At 41.6% G+C, this 15,406-nt stretch carries 9 protein-coding genes and 1 pseudogene; 6 read left to right on the top strand and 4 right to left on the bottom strand.

Annotation, left to right across the window (positions count from 1 at the left end):
• Nucleotides 1–85 precede the first annotated feature (85 nt).
• Nucleotides 86–1,435 carry a VWA domain-containing protein gene (locus tag V7K46_RS08780; RefSeq protein WP_335112178.1) on the top strand — a complete coding sequence of 450 codons (1,350 nt, stop codon included), beginning with the start codon at nt 86–88 and terminating at the stop codon, nt 1,433–1,435.
• 191 nt (nt 1,436–1,626) lie between these two features.
• On the opposite strand, the gene V7K46_RS08775 is transcribed toward V7K46_RS08780, so the two are convergent.
• Together V7K46_RS08775 and V7K46_RS08770 are read right to left on the bottom strand one after the other, a co-directional pair.
• Nucleotides 1,627–2,133 (bottom strand): GNAT family N-acetyltransferase, encoded by a 507-nt coding sequence (locus tag V7K46_RS08775; RefSeq protein ID WP_335112176.1) that lies wholly within the window; start codon nt 2,131–2,133, stop codon nt 1,627–1,629.
• Nucleotides 2,134–2,331: 198 nt separating this feature from the next.
• Nucleotides 2,332–2,439, bottom strand: a pseudogene (locus V7K46_RS08770) (FAD-dependent oxidoreductase); the annotation flags it as partial.
• A 170-nt stretch (nt 2,440–2,609) separates the two neighbouring features.
• On the opposite strand from V7K46_RS08770, the gene V7K46_RS08765 reads away from it, so the two are divergent.
• The 4 genes from V7K46_RS08765 to hetR all read left to right on the top strand — a co-directional run bounded on the left by V7K46_RS08765 (nt 2,610) and on the right by hetR (nt 11,564).
• Entirely contained in the window at nt 2,610–3,656 is a 1,047-nt protein-coding gene (locus V7K46_RS08765) for a zinc-dependent dehydrogenase (protein ID WP_335112174.1), read from the top strand.
• Nucleotides 3,657–3,754: 98 nt separating this feature from the next.
• Nucleotides 3,755–5,086: an inorganic phosphate transporter gene (locus V7K46_RS08760; protein ID WP_335112172.1), complete on the top strand. Its 1,332-nt coding sequence runs from the start codon at nt 3,755–3,757 to the stop codon at nt 5,084–5,086.
• A gap of 578 nt (nt 5,087–5,664) precedes the next feature.
• Nucleotides 5,665–8,157, top strand: a complete 2,493-nt coding sequence (locus tag V7K46_RS08755) for an EamA family transporter (protein ID WP_335112170.1) — start codon at nt 5,665–5,667, stop codon at nt 8,155–8,157.
• Nucleotides 8,158–10,664: 2,507 nt separating this feature from the next.
• Nucleotides 10,665–11,564: a heterocyst differentiation master regulator HetR gene (gene hetR / locus V7K46_RS08750; RefSeq protein WP_273765150.1), complete on the top strand. Its 900-nt coding sequence runs from the start codon at nt 10,665–10,667 to the stop codon at nt 11,562–11,564.
• A gap of 839 nt (nt 11,565–12,403) precedes the next feature.
• Here hetR and V7K46_RS08745 read toward each other — a convergent pair.
• Nucleotides 12,404–13,060, bottom strand: a complete 657-nt coding sequence (locus tag V7K46_RS08745; RefSeq protein WP_442939814.1) for a hypothetical protein — start codon at nt 13,058–13,060, stop codon at nt 12,404–12,406.
• Between the two features lie 463 nt (nt 13,061–13,523).
• Between V7K46_RS08745 and rpsD the strand changes: the two genes are divergently transcribed.
• The gene (gene rpsD / locus V7K46_RS08740) at nt 13,524–14,132 is read left to right on the top strand and encodes a 30S ribosomal protein S4 (RefSeq protein ID WP_334804775.1); all 609 of its coding nucleotides are present in this window, start codon (nt 13,524–13,526) and stop codon (nt 14,130–14,132) included.
• Nucleotides 14,133–14,236: 104 nt separating this feature from the next.
• On the opposite strand, the gene moaA is transcribed toward rpsD, so the two are convergent.
• Nucleotides 14,237–15,223, bottom strand: coding sequence for a GTP 3',8-cyclase MoaA (moaA, locus tag V7K46_RS08735; RefSeq protein WP_335112166.1), 987 nt, complete (start codon nt 15,221–15,223; stop codon nt 14,237–14,239).
• Between the last annotated feature and the right edge of the window lie 183 nt (nt 15,224–15,406).

Here is a 15,406-nt window from a genome sequence, read left to right as displayed (position 1 = left end):
AATAAAAAGGGAGTATTCATTGGTGCTACTCCCTTTTTTTGCGTCAAATAAGTAACAGAATTTTAATTTATAGGATGTATCCAAAATGGAAATTGAATTAAATAAAGGTGGCAGGTTTAATCTTTCTAAAGAAGTTCCTGATTTAAAGAAGGTAGCCATTGGCTTAGGTTGGCAAGCAAGTCATAATGGACAAAGCTATGATATTGATGCTTCTGTGTTCATGTTAGGTGCCGAGGGGAAAGTTCCTGATGAAAAATATTTTGTGTTCTATAATAACCTTGAATCTTTTGATGGTTCTCTCAGGCACTCAGGAGATAATAGAACTGGGGAAGGTAACGGAGATGATGAGACAATTTATATTGATTTAACAAAAGTTAATCTATCTATTCAGGAAATAATTTTTGTTGTCACTATTCACGACGGACAGGAAAAAAATAAAAATTTTAGCCAAATTAGAAATGCCTTCATCAAAGTTTATAACCAAGAAACAAGAAGGTCTATAGCTCGTTACAATTTGAGAGAGGGCTTTTCTCAAGAGACAGCTTTAGAATTTGGCCGGTTATATAAAAATAAAGGTGAATGGAAATTTCAGGCAGTGGGAGAAGGCTATAATACTGGTTTACAAAGTTTTGTAGATAAGTATGTTGTCGAAACTAAACAGGAAGAAAAGAAAGTGGAGCCTAAAGTTAACATTCCTGTAGTAACTTCTTATATTGATATCACAAAACAAGCTGATATCAGCTTGTTAAAAGCCAAAGTTGATATTGTCCTAAAAAAAAGAGGTATTAGTCAAGATGCAGCAAGAGTTGCCTTGGTTTTAGATATTTCTGGCTCTATGAACCATCAATATAATTCTGGTGCGGTACAAGCGTTTCTTGAAAGAATAGTTCCAGTAGCTAGTAGGCTAGATGATAATAAAACATTAGATGTTTGGTTTTTCGGATCAAAATCCAAAAGGACAAAATCAGTAACAGAGATGAACGTTGAGGGTTACATTAATAAAGAATGTGGTGAAGCTAAGAGAGCTTTACTTGTTTTTAAAATGCCCTCTCTTATGCTCGAATTAGGTGGTAGAAACAATGAAAGTTCAGTACTAAAAGATGTAATCAAGAAGTATATTCAAGAACAACCTAGTAAATTGTCTACATTGATTGTATTTCTCAGCGATGGAGGTGTGACTGATGAGCAAGAGATTAAAAAAAGTATTATAGAGGCAGCAAAATATCCTATATTTTGGCAATTTGTTGGCTTGGCTGGTTCTAATTATGGAATTTTGGAAAGGTTAGATACAATGGGTGGTCGCATCCTTGATAATGCTGATTTTTTTCATGTTGATGATTTAAGAAAAATAACTGATGAGCAGTTGTATGAAAGACTGTTAAACGAATTTCCTAGTTGGATGAAACAGGCCAGAGCAAAAGGTATTTTAAGTTAGAGTTATGAAATATAGTATCAATAGATTGAGGACTGTATGCTCTATTATCCATACCGGATAAAATTATCAGTAGGAGTTTTGCCCTTCTTGTGGAATAACTTTTATAGACAAAGATAGCGAATTTCGCCGTTGTATTTGAGTAGATGTATCGGCAATAAACAGATTCACTGAAACCTTGCACTCCCAAAACTTCAAGCTGTGGGAGTGTCAATAATTCTGAGTCCCATGATCACTAAGTCGCATTCAACACTGTCAATTTCGGCAATTTTAGGTAAATGTCCCCAATGTTGAAAACCAAATGTTTCAAAAAGTTTTAAACTGGGTTGATTGTGGGCAAAAATTAAGCATACTAGGGACTTTAAACCTAAACTAGGACTTTCGCTAATTGCTTGTGCTAATAGTTGTCGTCCCAAACCACATCGATGAAAGTCAGGGGCTATGTAAATACTAATTTCGGCAGTCCTACTATAGGCGGGCCGCCCATAAAAGGATTGGAAACTAAGCCATCCAGCAATTACTCCCTCTACTTCGATTACCCAAAGTGGGCGTTGTGAAGGCGATCGCGCCTTAAACCAAGGAAGGCGACTTTCCACAGATACTTGCTCTAAATCAGCGGTTGCCATGCGGCTAGGAATTGCAGCATTATAAATTGCCACAATAGCAGGCAAGTCAGTTTCAGTTGCATGGCGAATAGTCATTGCTACCGTTTTAGAGAAAATCTTGAGAAAATATTCAAAAATAATACAGCGTTAACAGCGTTCCGAAAGCCGTAACACACCCTAGTAGTCTGTCAATAAATAATTGAGGGGTGCGGATTGTTCGTAGTTTGCGCTAAAGCGAAGACAGCGCCAATTACGAACCGATCAAATTAAACTTGACAGATTACTAGACTATCTCACCAGAATAGTTTTGGCTCCCCGTCGTGCCGCTTGGATAGCAGCCGCAGTTCCTCCGGTTCCTCTACCGACAGCTAAGACATCAGCCGTGTATGTCTGATTAACTATCCCTTAACCTCGCTGGAGTTTCAACATATTCTTCCCAGATAGCTTGGACTCAGATAAAATAATTTATTTTTTTCGGATATTTCGTTTATGTAGACAGAAATCACAAATCTGATAGCCTAACGTTGACTGCTAATGTTACATCTAGTATCGTTGAGCGGTGAAAAACCAACGTGAAAGCACAAGTATTTAGAGGCGTCAATCAACTGTCTTACGAAGATATCCCAGTTCCAACCGTAGAACCAGATGAAGTGCTGGTACAGGTGCGGGTAGTGGGGTTGTGTCAGTCAGATATTAAAAAAATTCGTTATCCACTGTATGAACCGCCGCGCATTTTTGGACATGAAACTGCCGGCACGATCGCAGCACTAGGCAATAATGTCAAAGGCTGGCAAGTTGGACAACGAGTAGCGGTGATGCACCACATCCCCTGTATGCGTTGCACCTACTGCCTAAATGATAATTTCTCCATGTGCGATGTTTACAAAAACATCTCCACAACCGCAGGCTTTAACGCCAGTGGCGGCGGTTTTGCTGATTATGTCAAGGTTCCCGGACATATTGTCCAAAATGGTGGACTGATTCCTATCCCCGATCGCATCAGTTTTGAAGAAGCGAGTTTTGTAGAACCGACTAACTGCTGCTTGAAAGCTGTGAAAAAAGCCCAAATTGCCCCAGGACAAACTGTGTTAGTTACTGGTGCTGGGCCAATTGGGTTAATGTTTATCATGTTGGCAAAGTATTTCGGAGCAAAAGCGATCGCCACCGATTTACTGCCCTCTAGAATCGAAAAAGCCTTGAGTGTCGGTGCAGAGGCGGCTTTTGATGCTCGTGATCCCGATTTACCAGCAAAAATCCATGCCCTAACTGGTGGACTGGGTGTTGATGTTACCCTGCTAGCTGTTCCGAGTGATAAAGCTTTCTTTCAAGCACTTGATTGTACCCGTAAAGGTGGCAAAATCTTGTTTTTCGCCGAATTTCCTGATGAGGTGGAAATTTCCATCAACCCCAATATCCTCTATCGTAGAGAAATTGACTTGATCGGCAGTTACAGCTCATCTTATCGGCTTCAGAGTCTATCAGCTGATATTGTATTTAATCAGCGGATTGACGTGCAAGCGTTGATTAGCGATCGCTATCCATTAAAAGATTTGGGTGCAGCTGTGGAAGTTGCGATCGCACCCACACCGGATACTTATAAAATCTTAATCTATCCGTAAAAGGGGATGGGGGGGATCTCTTCAATTTTGAATTTTGAATTTTGAATTTTGAATTGTTATCTCCCCTGCTCCCTCGTCTTTTTGTTAAACTCAAAAAAATGCTTATTACCCAAGTTGTAGTAGCCCTACTAGCTTTCTACGTCGCCTGGAATCTCGGAGCAAACGATGTTGCTAACGCAATGGGAACCTCTGTAGGTTCCAAAGCTGTTACCCTCAAACAGGCACTAATAATTGCTGGGGTATTAGAGTTTACGGGTGCTGTATTGTTTGGGCATGAGGTAACCCAAACCCTAGCGACGAAAATTGCTAATCCCGCTTTATTCGCTGCTACGCCCCAAATATTCGTTGTTGGGATGGTAACGGTGTTAATTTCCTGTGGTGTGTGGTTGCAAATTGCTACATCACGCGGTTTACCAGTATCCTCTTCTCATGCAGTTGTTGGTGCGATCGCCGGATTTAGTTGGGTAGCTTTGGGAGTGGGTGCAATTGATTGGTCATCAATTGGCTTGATCACCATTGGCTGGGTTTTAACGCCATTAATTAGTGGTGCGATCGCCGCTTTATTTTACAGTCAAATCAAGCACTGGATTTTGGATCAACCCAATCAACTAGTGCAGTTACAAGAGTGGATTCCCTGGTTGAGTACTATATTGCTAGGTGTATTCGGCGTAATTGTATTACCATCGCTGACTGAACCGCTAACCAATTTTGTAATTGAGCTTGGTTTTCCAATCCCTGCTTACGATATCCCACTCTTAACGGGTGCAATCGCAGCAGTTGGACTCACAATCATTAGTTGGCGACAATTGGAAGATTCGGGGGAAGTGGAGGAAAAATTTCCACCCCAGACTCAGGAATTACCATCAATCCAAAATCGTTCGACTGAGCGAAGCCGAAGTCCAAAACCTCAAATCCCAAATCCAGTTGAGCGCTTATTCGGACGATTCCAACTGCTAAGTGCTTGCTTTGTAGCTTTTGCTCATGGTTCTAATGATGTGGGAAATGCGATCGCTCCTTTAGCTGCGATCGTCTACATTGATCGCACTGGTAGCGTACCTACAGATGGTATCACTATCCCCATTTGGATTTTAATCCTTGGTGGTGCTGGTATTGTTGGTGGTTTAGCTGTCTGGGGTAAAAAAGTCATCGCCACTATTGGCGAAAATATTATTGCCTTGCAACCTAGTAGTGGATTTTGTGCCGAACTTGCTACTGCTACCACCATCCTTATCGCCTCTCGGCTAGGTTTACCAGTCTCCACATCCCACGCTCTCGTCGGCGGTGTAGTTGGTATTGGACTAGTGCAAAATATCAAGTCGATTAAGTTCAAAACACTACAAGGCATTGCCGCCGCATGGCTAATTACAATCCCCGTGAGTGCTGGCCTGTGCGCTGCCATCTTTAGCATCGCTCGGATTTTATTTTTGTAAGAATTATTACTATTTTGCTAACTTTTCCTTTACTGCATCTACTCACAGCAAAACATAGACTGCAACAATGCCAAAAAAGCGGGTTTTTGCAGAATTGCTACTGATTCATTAGAATGTTGTGCAGGGGATAGCGTAACTTTGAATTTCCACAGAAAGATACTTTAATCTCTATTTAGAGATGTAAACTGTCACACAAGTTACATTCCACACAAATTTACAGCTAGTTTCGCAAGTCAGACAATTTTGTGGCTGTAGGGCACGCATCTGCAAGTCTTTGATAATTACTATTGGCAGCAAAACAATAAATATTTATTTGGAGTGAGATTTCTTTCAAAGTAAAAATCTCATTGGCGAATAATTGATGTAAATTAAACATGCTGAACAAAACACCGTGGATTAAGCACTATCGCAAATTTGATGCTTTGCCAAGTTGTGTTCAGTACGACAAAATTACGTTGAAATGCGGAAGTGCTGTTAAAATTTTTAATTTATCTGGCAAAATACAGGAAATTAAGATGAGCGCCAAGAAATTGTACGGGAAGCAGCTTTATCGTCAAGATGTTAGAGGTTAGAAGCTAATGGGGCGATTCGAGAAGCAACCAGAAAACCCGAGAGTCAGAGGCGAGCTATCTAGAGCAGCAGAAAATGCTCTTTGGGCTGTAGTTGAAGATTTAGAAAATCTTCAGCAGAATGTCCTGAGAGTGTTGCAAGAAGACGTAAAGCGGCTTCAGTCAGAAAAAAATCGGTTATCTGATGACATTCAAAGCTTGCTAGAGGAAAAAGAGCATTTACAACAAGTGCGCCAAATTACTGAACAGCAAGTGTTAATTCGTCAACTGGCAGAAGTTCTGGCAAAGCATATATCTTCACAACTGCAATCCTCTCTGGCGACTTTAGCTAACCAAACCATAGAGGGCAAGTCTTATGATCAAGCTGCGCTGAAATCCGCCCAAGTCAGCAGCAATGTTGTAGTAGGTGAAATCAATGAAAAAGTCGAACACATGTTTGACAGCCTGGATGACACCGTTACTGTTACCTTTAACTCGCTGCAACAGGAGATGAAGAACTATCAAAGTAATCTTTCCCAACAGTTGTCACGGATGTATAGCCAGCAGCAGCAAGGGGAAACGATTTTGGCGGAGTTTGTTAATCGCCTGCATGGAGAACTAGAAAAAACTATAGAAGAAACTTCACGCAAACCAGCAACAGCAGGTACACCTACTGTTTTACAGTTTACGGAGCCAGAGAAAAACAGTTCTTTTGAGACATCCCCGCCACCGTTTGGCGAAGTAGTAAAAAATTCCCCTGAGCCAATTTCCCCGATCCCTAATAAATTTTTAGAAAAGGAAACTAAATCAGAGCCGACGATTGTTAGAGAAAACGCCGCGAACCCAATTTCTGTCCCCAGCAAGGACTTGTTTCAAAAGGAAACTAAATCAGAGCCGACGATTGTTAAAGAAAACGCCGCGAACCCAGCTTCTGTCCCCAGCAAGGACTTGTTTCAAAAGGAAACTAAATCAGAGCCGACGATTGTTAAAGAAAACGCCGCGAACCCAACTTCTGTCCCCAGCAAGGACTTGTTTCAAAAGGAAACTAAATCAGAGCCGACGATTGTTAAAGAAAACGCCGCGAACCCAGCTTCTGTCCCCAGCAAGGACTTGTTTCAAAAGGAAACTAAATCAGAGCCGACGATTGTTAAAGAAAACGCCGCGAACCCAACTTCTGTGCCCAGCAAGGACTTGTTTCAAAAGGAAACTAAATCAGAGCCGACTGCTGCTGTCGTTCCGCCACCAAAGGACAATGCCACCGAACCAATTTCTATCTTCAATAAGGACTTACCGGAAAGCGAAACTACATCAGAGGCTCCGATCGCATCCGTGCTACACCCCAGAGCAATACAACCTTCACAAAAGAGAAACGCTGCTGAACCAATTTCTCTCCTCCGCAGGAACGGGTCACAGAGCAAAGCTAAATCTTCACCTTCTATTACACTAGAGCCGCCGCCGGGATCAAAACCCCCACAACCGCGATCGCCTAATTCCTCAGGCTTATCGCCCATCCAAAAAATCGGTTTCTTGCTGATTGTCTTATCGGCAGTGGTATCGTCGCTTTACAACATAGCCATTAAGGTAATTTTCCACGAAGGTTCCCAGATTTTTGGAGTATTAGAAGTAGAGCGGTTGCTACCGCCGACTTTAGGCAATATTTTGTTAATTTTGACGCTACGATTTATGGTGGTAGTACCACTGATGGTACTGTTGTCTCCTATATTGCATCCAAGACTATGGCAAGACTTGGAAAGCTTGGCTAATTCAGTCCGAGGAAATCCCACATCTGCCAATGCAGCTACCAAGCAGATTTTGCTGTTCTCGATTGTGAGTGGGTGCTTTTTGTTTTTGTCTCAGGTACTCATATACATTGCGATCGCTCAAGTCACAACTGGAATGGCGATCGCACTGTTCTTTGTCTATCCGATGGTTAGTGGTTTATTGTCGTGGTTTCTATTTCGCGATCGCCCTACCATATTCCGCATCGGTGCGATCGCCGCGATTTGCTGCGGTGAATTGTTGGTTTTAGGGGGTTCTTCCACCATCGGTACGAATAATACTTCAATGGGAAGCAGCACCGCTATTCTTTCGGGTGTGGCTTTTGCTGCCTATATAATTCTGACGCGGGTTTGTGCTAGCAAACTGCATCCCGTGACTTTTACTTTAATTAACTTCGCTACCATGTTGTTGTTGAGCTTTATCTGCTTGATGCTACCTTTTTGGAACTTGGTAGTTGACCCCTCTAAGATGCTGGAACTGGTTTTAAGCGCATTTATTTTGGGTGTGCTGACTCTTGCAGGCTATTTGCTCAATAATGTTGGTATTAGTAAACTAGGTGGCTCACGAGCGGCGCTCATCGGTGGTACCATCCCAGTTTTAACCGTGATTTTCGCTGGGTTAATCATTCAAGAAAATTTGGATTTTGTGCAAATTCTGGGAGTGTTGTTAGTAACCTTTGGCGCGGCTGCTTTCAGCTTTGAAACAATGCGAAATCAGGTTAAATCCTCTAATTCCACGAATTAAATGGCGAGTTCAATCAGTTTACCTGAACTACCCCACGGATAAATCCGGGGGGTTTCAACTCGACTAACATCTCTAAACTAATGTGATCGCAGGTCTTCTATATATTTTAGATTCTAAATTTCTATATCTATCAGGACTTACGCATTGAAAACCTGAAACCTTGATCCCCCCTTAAAAAGCTACCGTGTACACACAAGTCGAGTGGGCAATCAAATTGACGGAAAAGAACGGAAAATTATTTTTAAAATCCTTGATTTTCTGTTAAACCTCTATCAATAAGCCTAGACTATTGATAATCAGTTTGATCAACTCAAAACCTTACCAATATACGGCTTGTATCTTACCAGGCAAGGATTTTAGGACTTGTGTGTAGACCGTAGCCTTAAAAAAAGGGGATTTTAAAGAGCCAACTTTTTAAGGGAATTGGCGGATCTATTCTGTGTAAGTCCTATCTATAAATAAATCGGAGTAGTAATCAGATTAAGTGGAGATTTGATGCGTGTAGAGATGTTGCAATGCAACGTCTTTACTGTATAGCAGTTTTCAATTATGTGAAGTAGAGCATGTAGGGCTGCACAGATGTGGATTGGTGTCAACTTAACAAATCGGCGGGTTGGGATTTTGCGCCCCTACCTTGTACCTGATTCATCGATGCGTAGCGGCTTCAGGCAGGGTACAAGAAGCGCTATAAGCAATTAATATTAATTATTAATAATATATTTTATGAACTTAGCCTGATATAGGTGAGGAAAACACTTATATATAAGCAGTAATCAGAATAACTTGACTTGTAATATATTTTTATGAATTTAGCCTGATACAGGTAGGGAAAACACGTATATATAAGCAGTACGAGTAATACTAACTTAAGCAAATGAGCATGAGTATTTGCTCAGAGGAAAGATTTACAAGGAGTTTAAGCGATTGCAACACGTTTTTGAACTTGGAGATGAAAAAGCAGCACCGCGAACTAGACTAACCCGTTTTTTAAGCGTGAGAGATTGTTGTAGCTACATGAATATATGGAGCGATCGCCTGTGAAAAGGCTAATAAAATTATTCTCCGGTAACCTCTGCAATCGACGCAAAATTTAAAATGCCTCATTTCTATGCTCTTGAGCTTGATGAGATGGTATCTTTAGGTAGGTCGGCGTAAATTTGTAGTTGAGACGAGGTAAAGGTAGGAAGCAGAAGCCAGAAGGGAAGAGGGTTTTAGCCCCATTCATTTTTATTCACATAGTTACGTTTATTTGTGCCTTTCTAGTTATTTCTGCCGTTTTCTAGGAGTCAATCTGGTCTACGATTGCCCAGATGCCCGGAAAATGAATGCTTATATCGTAGCTTGCTGCGGATTCTTTTGCTCTTATGGCAACAAACTGTCTACGCCATTCAAGTCCTTCAAAGATATAAAACAGCGGGGTAAAAATATACTTGAAAGTAGCCAAGGAATTAGTTAAATGATCAAAGGATAATATTCTTTCATGAAAAAAATATAAATCCCTTGAGAAAAATTATCTAAATAATCATCAAGTGGAATCCAATCTGTTTTATTATATATCTGGCTAATAAGTAAATTTTTAGCCGATTAGCATTATCAAGAAAGCCTAATGGCTATGCGATTAAATCGAATTGAATCGCGGCTTTCTGTGTCAAATAATTAACAAAAAAGGAGAAATAAAATTGGGACTTAGTAGGATATTTAGAAATATCATCAAACTTTGATTTAGGCGAATGCAACTTACTTAAGTATGGCTCATTTCTCAAATCAAAAAAACATAAATTTATGCAAAAGAGAAAAACAATGATATGATCAAGAACGAGATTTTAAGAAACAACAGGTATTTTGAAATTGGAATTATTTGCTCTACTTGAGGTCTACTATCTTCCCTCAAGCCTATGGCTTATACTGCCGAGATATGACTTGAGGTTGTAAAGGGGATGATAGTTGAGAACGATCTGTGTGGCTCAACCTCTGAATGTGGCTACACCTGATGAGCGATTTCTTTTTAGACCAATCCCAATTATTTCTAGCCACCTGTGTACTATAAATAATTCGCCAAAGCTGAATAAAAACCATCTTTTTAGAGTAACAGATATCCCAAATGAACCGCATAAACTAATTTTTACTCCAAGTCGGCATAGTGCCATAATTAGGTGTAAGCGGCTTGACATTGTTGCTCTTGAAAGATGAGAAAAACCCCAGAAAACTTAAAGGCTTTGTAGATTACTTACAACACAGTTGACTTTTGGGAAGTAAACCACCGTCAAGCTGAACTTTGTGATATCTCTAATTTTCTGGTCAGATGCAGAGACAGTTATAGTAACAACCACTCTCATCTGCCTTTGTACCAGAGAATATGCGAAAATGGTAGTTTGCGCTACCACTGATTTAAGAGTTATCGCATACTAATATAGTTTGGAGTAAAGACATTGCCTTCAGCCAAGTGTATACTACCTATTTTCATTCGATTAAAAACTGTGTAAACGTGCTATTCAATTGTCTGTAATATGAGTAACGACATAGATCTGATCAAACGTCTTGACCCCAGTGCGATGGATCAGATCATGCTTTATCTGGCTTTTAGTGCCATGCGGACGAGTGGTCACAGGCATGGGGCATTTTTAGACGCAGCCGCAACGGCAGCAAAGTGTGCAATTTACATGACCTATTTGGAGCAGGGACAAAACCTGCGGATGACAGGGCATTTGCACCACTTGGAGCCAAAACGGGTAAAAATTATTGTAGAAGAAGTCAGACAGGCACTAACAGAAGGCAAATTGTTAAAAATGTTGGGTTCTCAGGAACCTCGCTATTTGATTCAATTGCCTTATGTCTGGCTAGAAAAATATCCTTGGCAACCGGGGCGATCGCGCGTTCCTGGTAGCAGTCTGACAAGTGAAGAAAAAAGACAAATTGAGCAGAAACTGCCAAGTAATCTACCTGATGCCCAGTTAGTTAGCTCCTTTGAGTTTCTGGATTTGATTGAGTTTTTGCATAAGCGATCGCAAGAAGACTTGCCCCCCGAACACCAAATGCCTTTGAGTGAAGCCTTGGGTGAGCATATCAAGCGCCGTCTGCTCTACTCAGGAACTGTAACACGCATTGATTCTCCTTGGGGAATGCCCTTCTACGCTCTTACCCGTCCTTTTTATGCCCCAGCAGACGATCAAGAACGCACTTACATCATGGTGGAAGATACCGCTCGGTATTTCCGAATGATGAAAGATTGGGCAGAACGGCGACGAAATGCCATGCGCTTGCTGGAAGAACTTGATATCCTCCCAGAAAAAATGCAGCAGGCTATGGAAGAATTGGATGAAGTTATCCGTGCCTGGGGAGATAAATATCACCAAGACGGAGGTATTCCAGTGATTTTACAGACGGCTTTTGGCGAAAGAGAAGACTAATAGCGCTACGCAAAATTCAAAATTTGAAAAGCTTAGAAAGTAAGCTTTTCACTGGTTTTGTTCCTTGCTTAAAAGTCTTGTGATTACCCACATTTTTGTAACAGTCAAACTGTTGCACTGATCGAATCCCGCCAAGAACTTAAGTTTTTGGCTGATAGCTAAAGTCTACTCAAGTGGACTGAAATTTTCCCTTTTACATTGGATAGCCATGTAGATGGCTGAAAATTTTGTATTTATTCCTCTTGAGAGGAGTGCAAGCTTATTAGCCTCAGAAGAAATTCCGAGGCGGAATGGCAACGAAGCAGAAGATTCAAAAAATGTTAGTAATGATAAAGTTTAAAAGTAGGGGTATGGTTGGTCTATTTGCACTGTAATACTGTACTAGAGCATCGATTCACTAATCAAAAACCTAACCCCCCATCTCCCTTGAGCAAGCCAAATTCCCCTCTGTACTATGCCTAACGGCAGGCTTACGCCAAGATCGAGGGGTTGGGGGAGAGGTTCTTCCACGAAGGATTACTGAATTGGTGTTCTAGTAGTACAAAAGTCACAAGCAGTTTTGTGATTTTTGTATTGTAAGTATTTAGTTTGCATAATTTGCAAGCGAAAAGTAATTATGGCAGGTTTTGTATACAAAAATAAAATATTGTTGTTCAAGTCATAGTAGGGTGGGCATTGTAATGCCCACCCTACTAATTAACCTGTATTTTCAGTCAATTACAATCAGGACTTACGCAAAAATGCAGTGAAAACCTTGATTTACCGTAGGGGCAATTCATGATTTGCTCCTACATTTCGTACTTGATGCGTAAGTCCTAACAATTACAAAACACTGTAATTTAATTAGTGCCAGGTTGTGTCGGAATAATCGGTTGTGTCGGAACAATCGGTTGTGTTGGAACTGGGGTAGTTTCGAGACTTGGGCTTGAACCCGTAGGTATTATAGTCTGCGGTGTAGACGAAGATGAAGCACCAACAACACTATCACTAGCACTGATACAAGTATCTAACACCTGAGCAGGGGGAAGGTCGATTTGACTACCCAAGCCAACCACACACTGGCCAAAGCGCACGGGCAACAAACTACGTCCACAGTAATCTAAAACTGCCGGATTAGCTGCTTCCTTAGTACTTAAGCTGGCGCCAACTACACAGGTGGCTAACTCCTCAGGACGCCGGGCCTTCCCACAATAAGAAAGCGCATCTGTCGCGGCAATTTGGGTTTTCTTATTAATTTTAACCACGCAAGAAGCCAAATCCCTTGGACGCAGTGCCCCTGCACAACCTTGTGATGCAGTTTCTGCCGTGACGCCTACTTTTAGGAGGCGACCCGCACAGACACTATAATCATTGCTGTAGGAGGCAGCAACAGCAATCTGAGGTAAGCTGGTTGTCAACCATCCAGCTATAGCCAAAACTGATACTGTTAAAATCCTGGAGGTGGAACTGGCTTGTTTGTTCTTACCTCTATTAACCACTTTTTTGCTCTGTGACATTGCCATTCTCCAAACACCCAAGGTTATGCTAACTCAAATATTTTAAAAATCCTCTGCAATTAAAGAATTTCAGCGGCAGCAAGGTATAGACATAATTAATTATGCCCAAAATTGTGTTAATATAACTGTTTGAAAGATAAGTAGGCAACGTAAAAAGTATTTCAGAGTAAGAATACTGCGTGAACCAATCTGATGATTGAGTAGCCTACGAAACTAAATAAACACAAAAAACTTATTGGCAGGAGTCCGGCGGGGCACGTCGGAATTCAGGCTTGGAAGCCAGTATGTCGGATTTACCGACTTAAAGCAACTGGCGTATAAAGTTGATGCCTCTACTTTGGTAGGATACGTCATACCAAGGCAAGCAGCTTCAAAAAACCAAGAATCCCTTGATGATAAATCAGGGGAATGTCAGAATGGAACGTCTGGGTAAAGTTTAAACAGGATTAGATTAAGGAAACTCATGTCCCGATATAGAGGGCCACGCCTCAGAATTGTACGCCGCTTGGGCGATTTACCAGGATTGACTCGTAAAAGCGCTAGACGCGCTTACCCACCAGGTCAGCATGGTCAGAACCGCAAGAAGCGCTCTGAGTATGCTATCCGTCTAGAGGAAAAGCAAAAGCTCCGCTTCAACTACGGTTTGACTGAAAAGCAATTGCTGCGCTATGTGCGGAAAGCCAGACGTGTTACTGGTTCTACTGGACAAGTGCTGCTGCAATTGCTAGAAATGCGCTTGGATAATACCGTTTTCCGCTTGGGTATAGCCCCGACTATCCCCTCAGCTCGTCAACTGGTGAATCACGGTCACGTAACTGTTAACGGTCGTGTGGTTAATATTGCCAGCTACCAATGCCGTCCTGGCGAAGTAATTGCAGTCAGGGATCGAGCACAATCACGGAAGTTGGTGGAAGCTAACTTGCAATATCCCGGTTTGGCTAACCTCCCCAGTCATTTAGAGTTTGACAAAAATAAGTTGGTTGGTAAAGTCAACAGTGTTATTGAAAGGGAATGGGTGGCATTACAAGTTAATGAACTACTTGTGGTGGAATACTACTCACGACAAGCGTAAGAGAGACGCGATTAATCGCGTTTGTAGTTAGGAGAGACGCGATTAATCGCGTCTGTACAGGAGTTATGAGTTGAAAGACAATAATTCCTAACTCCTTACTATTTTTATCCACCAATTTGCGACATGGTACGGGTATATGTACCTAAAATGCCAGAATCGCGCTCTTTAAAATTAATTTCTGGCTTGATTCCGAGTAAATGCCTCACCTGCTCTTGTAATTGAGCGGTGCTGATACCAGAACGCAGAGCGGTTTTTAAATCTATTTGACCAGTTTCATTCAATAAACAGGGACGCAGCCAGCCATCGGCACTCAGGCGCATCCGGTTACAACGATCGCAAAAACATTCTGACATTTGACTAATAAATCCCAGTGTCCCCTTCGCACCGGGAATTTTAAAGATATCAGCAGGGCCAGCACCACGAACTTGAGATTCTGTCAAGCCCCAATGATCGCGGATTTGTTGTCGTAAATCGGCTGAAGATATCCAACCGCGATCGCCAAACAAATGCACATTACCAATGGGCATAAATTCAATAAATCGAACGTGCCACTGTTTGTCAATTGTCAGGGCGGCTAAATCTAGAACTTCGTGATCGTTGACGCCAGGAATTACCACCACATTCAGCTTCAGTGGGTCGAATCCGACGTTATGAGCAGCTTGAATCCCCTGCCAAACTTGTTGCCAACGAGAACGACCCTGATTACCAATAATTTGGTCAAAAATGTCGGGATCAAGAGAGTCAAGACTAATATTAATTCGTCGCAGACCTGCATTGTAAAGGTTTTGTGCCATCGGAGCCAGCAAAAACCCGTTGGTGGTCATTGAGAGGTCTTGAGTTTGGGGAAGAGAAGCGATCGCACTGACCAAATCCACCACACGGGGACGCAATAAGGGTTCACCCCCAGTCAAACGAAACTGATTAAAGCCGACTGGAATAAATACCTCTTGAATTAAGGTGAGCAGTTCCTCATCAGTCAACAGCTGTTGTTTGAGAATATAGTCCAGTTCTACTCCCTCTGGCATACAGTATTGACAACGAAAATTGCAGCGATCGATTAAGCTAATGCGGAGGTAGTCTACCTGGTTCATCGTTTTATTTTTATTGTCTCTGATTAATTAAAGACTTCATCGAATTTTAGATTTTAGATTTTAAATTTTAGATAATGGAATTGAATAATTCAAAAGCGTTCGACTAAGCGCTCACACCATACCCCTACGGGGATCTTGCTACGCGTAGCGTTCCGCAGGAAAGTCCAAAATTTAAAAAAGTCT

Source organism: Nostoc sp. (assembly GCF_036917395.1).
GTDB lineage: Bacteria > Cyanobacteriota > Cyanobacteriia > Cyanobacteriales > Nostocaceae > Nostoc.
Note: the sequence above shows the minus strand (reverse complement) of the source record. Positions and strands in the feature narration are given on the sequence as shown.